At 27.5% G+C, this 6135-nt stretch carries 6 protein-coding genes; all 6 read left to right on the top strand.

Annotation, left to right across the window (positions count from 1 at the left end; translation table 11 throughout):
• Window positions 1-99 precede the first annotated feature (99 nt).
• The 6 genes from Q4548_RS16350 to Q4548_RS16325 all read left to right on the top strand — a co-directional run bounded on the left by Q4548_RS16350 (window position 100) and on the right by Q4548_RS16325 (window position 6046).
• Window positions 100-384 carry a hypothetical protein gene (locus tag Q4548_RS16350; RefSeq protein ID WP_303457021.1) on the top strand — a complete coding sequence of 95 codons (285 nt, stop codon included), beginning with the start codon at window positions 100-102 and terminating at the stop codon, window positions 382-384.
• Between the two features lie 12 nt (window positions 385-396).
• Entirely contained in the window at window positions 397-855 is a 459-nt protein-coding gene (locus Q4548_RS16345; RefSeq protein WP_303457018.1) for a hypothetical protein, read from the top strand.
• Window positions 856-1526: 671 nt separating this feature from the next.
• Window positions 1527-2378, top strand: a complete 852-nt coding sequence (locus tag Q4548_RS16340) for an SIR2 family protein (protein ID WP_336622747.1) — start codon at window positions 1527-1529, stop codon at window positions 2376-2378.
• A gap of 270 nt (window positions 2379-2648) precedes the next feature.
• Window positions 2649-3620: a lipopolysaccharide assembly protein LapB gene (locus Q4548_RS16335; RefSeq protein WP_303457015.1), complete on the top strand. Its 972-nt coding sequence runs from the start codon at window positions 2649-2651 to the stop codon at window positions 3618-3620.
• Window positions 3621-3773: 153 nt separating this feature from the next.
• Complete coding sequence (locus Q4548_RS16330) at window positions 3774-4490, top strand: hypothetical protein (protein ID WP_303457013.1); 717 nt, start codon at window positions 3774-3776, stop codon at window positions 4488-4490.
• Between the two features lie 872 nt (window positions 4491-5362).
• Window positions 5363-6046: a hypothetical protein gene (locus Q4548_RS16325; protein ID WP_303457010.1), complete on the top strand. Its 684-nt coding sequence runs from the start codon at window positions 5363-5365 to the stop codon at window positions 6044-6046.
• Window positions 6047-6135: the final 89 nt, after the last annotated feature.

The following is a 6135-nucleotide window of genomic DNA, read 5'->3' as shown; positions in this document are numbered from 1 at the left end:
GCTTATTTTTAAGTTTATTAATCGGCTCCGAAAAAACATGCTTGTTTACATCGCTACTTTCCATAGCCAAAACCGTTACCCAAAATTAAAACTAGAATTATGAAATTTTTTAAAATAATATATCTAATCACTTTAATTTACGTGGTTAGTTGTAATAATAAAAATTTCACAGCAGCAAATGGTGATAAACATGAAGTTTCATCTTTAGTTGGAAAAAATGTATTTGAAATAGTTAATGACTATAGTAAAACAAATTCAGAGACATTAAAAGGTACTAATAACCAAAATTGGATTGTATATTTTCCAGATATTGATATTACTGTTATATCGAATAAATCAACTAATATTGTGACAAATGCTTTTAAAGGAAAAGGAATAAATTAATATAAAAAATCTATGAGAATAATATCAATTAAATTCATTTTATTATTTTTTTGTTGTTCATTAATTAATTGTGAAAACAAAGAAAAGAAAGAAAAAATAACTGAGAAAAAAACTACTATTCTTGAAAATAATACAACTAAAAAAGAAGTGAAAGTTTTACTAACTCTCGAAGAAAAAAATTACATTGAAAAAAGATTAGAAGAATATATCAATATAAAGCAAGATTTTAACAATGTAGATAAATCTAATAATACTAAAGTTGGACAATTAAATAAAAAACTAAGTGAATTACCTAGCTTCCCTGAATGGTTTTCAAAAAACACTCCTGAAATAAGATATTTAGAACTCATCAAAATGTTTACTATTGATATAGGTAATTCTATTGCTACAAGAAACAACCAACTTTTAAAACTTTCAAATGCTGATTTTGAAAAATATTCTAGTGAATTAAAGTCAATGTTAAAAGAATAAAACATTGGGTAACACCGGCTAAACTTAATGCGGGTTCTGTGCTTTCTCAAAGTTTTGTGTATATTTACTAAGTCGCCAAATCTTGTTGATTTGGCTTTGTGAAACCAAAGAAACAAATCCAAACAAAAAGCTTCGGCTTAGTCCGTGTTCGAAAATCTTGTCGATTTTCAATCCCGCACAAAGCCTAGCCAAAACCGTTAGGTAACACTAAAAAAAACATGACAGAAAAAAAAGTTTTAAGGCTTAATAAAGTATTACGTGAATTTAATATTTCATTAGATAGAGCTGTTGAACATTTATCTAGTCAAGGTTATGAAATAGAACCAAGACCGACTACTAAAATAAGTAAGGAAGAATACGATATTTTATATAAAAAATTTAAGCATAATCAAGGATCTATAAAAAGAGAGAATAAAGTATTTAATCAAAACCCATTTGGGGATGAAATTGACATTGAAACTAGGTTCAAAAAAATAATTGATTCTATTCAATCTTCAGATTTTGACTTTTCAAACATTATAGATTCTATTCCTAAATTAACTATTAACCCTAAATCTCCACTCAAATATCTATATGAATCATTTGAAAAAGATAAATTAGTTTTAATCCTTGGAGCTGGAGTTTCCATAGAATTTGGAGTTCCTTCATGGAGTAATTTACTTCAACTATTAATGGTTCATACCATAGAAAAAAAAGCTAAAACACCTGATACTTTATCAAAATTGTTTAATGAAATATTTGCTCCTAATCCCCTTATTTCTGGTAGATATTTACAACATTATTTTGAAGAAAATAATTCATCTTTTGAAACAATGGTTAGAGAAGTCCTCTATTCTAATATTAATAAAGAAAAACAATCATTATTATTTGATGAAATAATAAAACTATGCGTAGCTCCAGGTAAAAGTCCAAATTTAGATTCGATTATAACATATAATTTTGATGATATACTTGAATCCAAATTGGAAAAAACAGGATTAGAAATACCTTATAAGACAATTCATGGAATAGGAATGGAAATAAAAAATGATGAATTGCCTATTTATCATGTTCATGGTTATTTACCTGAAAATGGAAAATTAAATTCTTCTCATAAAATTACATTCGGAGAAAATAATTACCACGAACAATATTCTAATATTTATAGTTGGAATAATATTGTACAAATTAATAAATTCAGAGATAATACTTGTATTTTCATAGGAAGTTCACTTACAGATCCTAATATTAGACGACTTTTAGACATAGCATATGAACAAAAAGGAAATAAAAAAAGAGGACATTATATTATCAAAAAAAGAGTAAATATTGGCTATCTTCTTAATAAATTAGATGTATATGAAATGCCTAAAGAATTAATTTCTAATGAAGAAAAGCTTGAACAAGTTTTAAATAATCTAATTGAACTATATGAAAAATTTGAAGAAAATGATTCTTCCTCATTTGGTGTTCAAACAATATGGGTAAAAGATTGGGATGAAATACCAGAAATATTAAGAAAAGTAAGAGAAAGCGTTACCTAACACCGGCTAAAATTAATACGGGTTTTGTTTCTTGCTAAAAGTTTTGTGTATATTTACTAGGTCGCCAAATCCTTTTTGATTTGGCTTTGTAATAAGAAAATTAAAACCAAAAAAAAGGCTTCGGCTTAGTCCGTGTTCGAAAAGGCTCTGCTCCTTTTCTTCCCGTACTAATCCTAGCCAAAACCGTTGTAAACAATTATGACAAAAATTCTACTTCAAATAATATTTCTAACTGTATTTTGTATTTCAGGCTATTCGCAAAAGTCTGAAATGAGTAATGCCTTTAAAAATAAAGAATTTAAAAAAGTTGTTAAATTAGGTAAACAACTAGTTGAATCTGAACCAAATGATTTTGATGGACTTTTAGGAATTGGAAAAGCATATAATATCTTAAATGAATATAATAACGCAATTCCGTATTTAGAAAAAGCAGTTAATTGTTCCGAAAATGATTGGCAATTTGCTTGGTCGAATATTGAATTAATGGAATCTAATTTTGCTATTGGAAAGATTGAAAAAGCTAAAGAATTCTATAAAAAAGCATTAGAATATAAAGGAACGAAAAACTCGACGAAGAAGTTAAAAGGTTTAGCTTTATTGTTTGGATTTGACAAAGTTTACGAAAATTGGGAAACATTAGAAACTGATAATATTACTTTCCATTTTCAAAATGGAACATCAATCATTGATAAGGAAAAATACATTAAAGAAAGAGAAAATGCTTTTCTAAATATCAATATTTTTTTCTCTTCATATTTACCTAAAAAAATTGATTTTTTTGTTTGGAAATCAAACGAGGAAGCCGTTAAAAATTTAAACAAAACTTTAGGTTTTACAAATCCAAAATATTGTGTTTCTCATAACAGAGATAACCAAACTAAGGGACACGAAATAGCTCACAACATTTCCTTTTGGTTAGAAAAAACAAACATCAGAAACAGATTAATTAATGAAGGAATTGGAGTTTATTTTGACCAAACAGAAACGAACAGATTAGAAAAGGCTAAAAAAGTACTTGAAAATAAAAAAATAGATATTAAGGAACTTTGGTTAAATGGAAATAATTATTCCGAAAAAATATTTTATCCTGTTGCTGGAGCATTTATTGAAAATTTAGTTTTGATTGATAAGAAAAAATTTATTGAATTATGCAAAAATCAAACTTACGAGAATGCTGAATTGATTTATGGAATAAAATTGAAAGAAATAATATCGGAATTTAATATAAAGTTGAACAAATAACTGTTTACAACACCGTATAAACTTTATTGCTAGTTTTAGCTCACTTGGGAAATTCCTTCGGAATTTCGACGTTCGTGTTTTATTTAGTAAATTCACTGCTTAAACAACGCAACAAAGCTTATACAAAACCGTTGTACATAATGCTGAAAAACAATGAATCCAAGATTGAACACAAATTCAAAATCCGAAAATGAATGTTATTGGTGCGGAGAAATCGCAACCGGAACTGAGCACGTTCCACCTCAAAATTTATTTCCTAAAGGTTTCAGAAAAGAATTAATTACTGTTAAATCGTGTAAAAAACACAACGAAGATTTGTCGAAAATCGATGAAAGAATGAGAATAAATATAATTATGCTTTCTCATACCTCTAAAGTTGCAAGAAAAATATTTGAGGAAAAAATATTAAAAGGAATTCAAAGAGAACAAAGTGCTGGACTTGGAATAAGTGTAGCGAGTACTATTTTAGAAAAACCAGAAGGTGGCGGATATATTAAAGTAAATAGCCAACACTTAAATGTTTATATCGAAAAGATAGTTCGTGGCCTTTATTATCATAATTTTGGAAATCAACTACCTGGCACAATACATCATCTTTGGAATAATTTTAATGATTTGAGTTTATCTGCAAATGCACACTTTTATTATTTTGAATTAGAAAAGAAGTATACGGAACAATGGATAAATGGGAATTGTAAGAACAAAGAAATATTTGATTACAAATATCATTACTGCAATAAAGAAAAGCAGTTTTTTGTAATTATGAATCTTTATGAGACTCATCGAATTATTGGAATAAGCATTCCGAAAGGCAAAAACATTGAGGATTATGGAGTTGATATTGAAAAATACATAAAACAGAAATCGTGATAAAGCACTATGTACAACACCGTATATAATTTATTGCTAGTTCTAGCCTATTTACGAAAGTCCTCTCGGACTTTCTTGGTCGGTTTTTATTTACTAAATTAGATGCTTAAAACACGCAACAAACCATATACAAACCCGTTAGCATACATAGGTCGAAAAAATCGCAAAATAAAGTTTGGGAATCAGCATGGGTAAGCTTTAAAAGTCAATATTTCTAAGCTTTGAAACATTTTCAATAATACGTGTTAAAATTTCCATAGCTTGTTGGTTCAGTAGTTTCTCCTAAAATTTTTTCACGATAGTTTTCTAGAAGATAAATAGTTCTTAAATCTGTTGTTTAAGTAGCTGTGCTGAATTTTTGAAGCTTTTGCATGAAAGTATATCACACTATAAAAATGTTCTTTAAAAACGCTGGAAATGAATTCGTAGCTACGTTGAATTTTGAGATTTTTGCTTTCAAAATAATTAGTCTTTTAATGAAAGTTTTTTATTCCTTGAAACTGAAAAAAGTAGCAACGCTGAATTTTGAAACTGAAAAAAACTTAAAAGAATTTTCTCTTAAATAATTAATTAAAACTTCTCGATAATTAAAATCAGTAACTCTCATAATATTTCTATTTACCGAAAAATTCTAGTAAATAAAATACGATATGCTAACACCGGCTAAAATTAATACGGGCTCTTTTCCCTACTCCAATGTTTTGTGTATATTTACTAAGTCCGCCAAATCTTGTTGATTTGGCTTAGTTAAATTAAAAAGAAACAAATCCAAACAAAAAGCTTAGGCTCAGTCCGTAATCGAAAATCTGGCCGATTTTCAATCCCGTACTAATCCTAGCCAAAACCGTTGGCAAACAGTAAAAATCGTTCTAATGAAAAAGAAGATTATATTTTTAACATTATCGATTTCAATTTTATTTTCTTGTAATCGGAAAAATGAGGAGTTAAAACTTCAAAATGATATACTGACTAACAAAATATCAAAACTTGAGAATATAATAGATTCACTGAATTTATTACCCACAGTCAAATTTGAGAAAATAGCAATAAAAGATAAAATTCTAGATTCAATTCTGGATTTAAAGAATCAAAAATATGTGAAAGATTTGAATCTTAATTATTTGAAAACAAAAGATTCTATTATCTCGAGTGAGTACTTAAATTTTGCGAAAGAAAATAAGAAGTCTATATTATCATTATTAGCGTTCCAGCGAATTAAGAATATTGATTTTAAACAAAGCATGATCAGTTATAATCAGCTTAACGGAAAATGGAAACTTGATAGCATCTCTGGAATTTGTTTTAACGAAGATTATAAGACAAAAACTAGTGAAGAAATAATTTTCACGAAAGACAAAAAAATCAAGTTTATCAAAAACAATAAATTGATTAAAGAGAGTAAATTTTATTTAAAATATTCACGTCTTTGGGGAGCCGAATTACACTTTTTAGAAAAAAAAGCACCTCTATATATAAATATTAAAGAAAATGGAATACTATCATTAAGTCGATTTGCAATTGGAGCAGGAACTAAAAATTATGAAAGGGTTAAATAAAACACCGTTAGCCAACACCGGCTAAAATTAATACGGGTTTTGGTGCTTACTCAAAGTTTTGTGTATATTTACTAAGTCGCCAAATCCTT

The sequence above is a fragment of the Wenyingzhuangia sp. 2_MG-2023 genome, from assembly GCF_030548295.1.
GTDB lineage: Bacteria > Bacteroidota > Bacteroidia > Flavobacteriales > Flavobacteriaceae > Wenyingzhuangia.
Note: the sequence above shows the minus strand (reverse complement) of the source record. Positions and strands in the feature narration are given on the sequence as shown.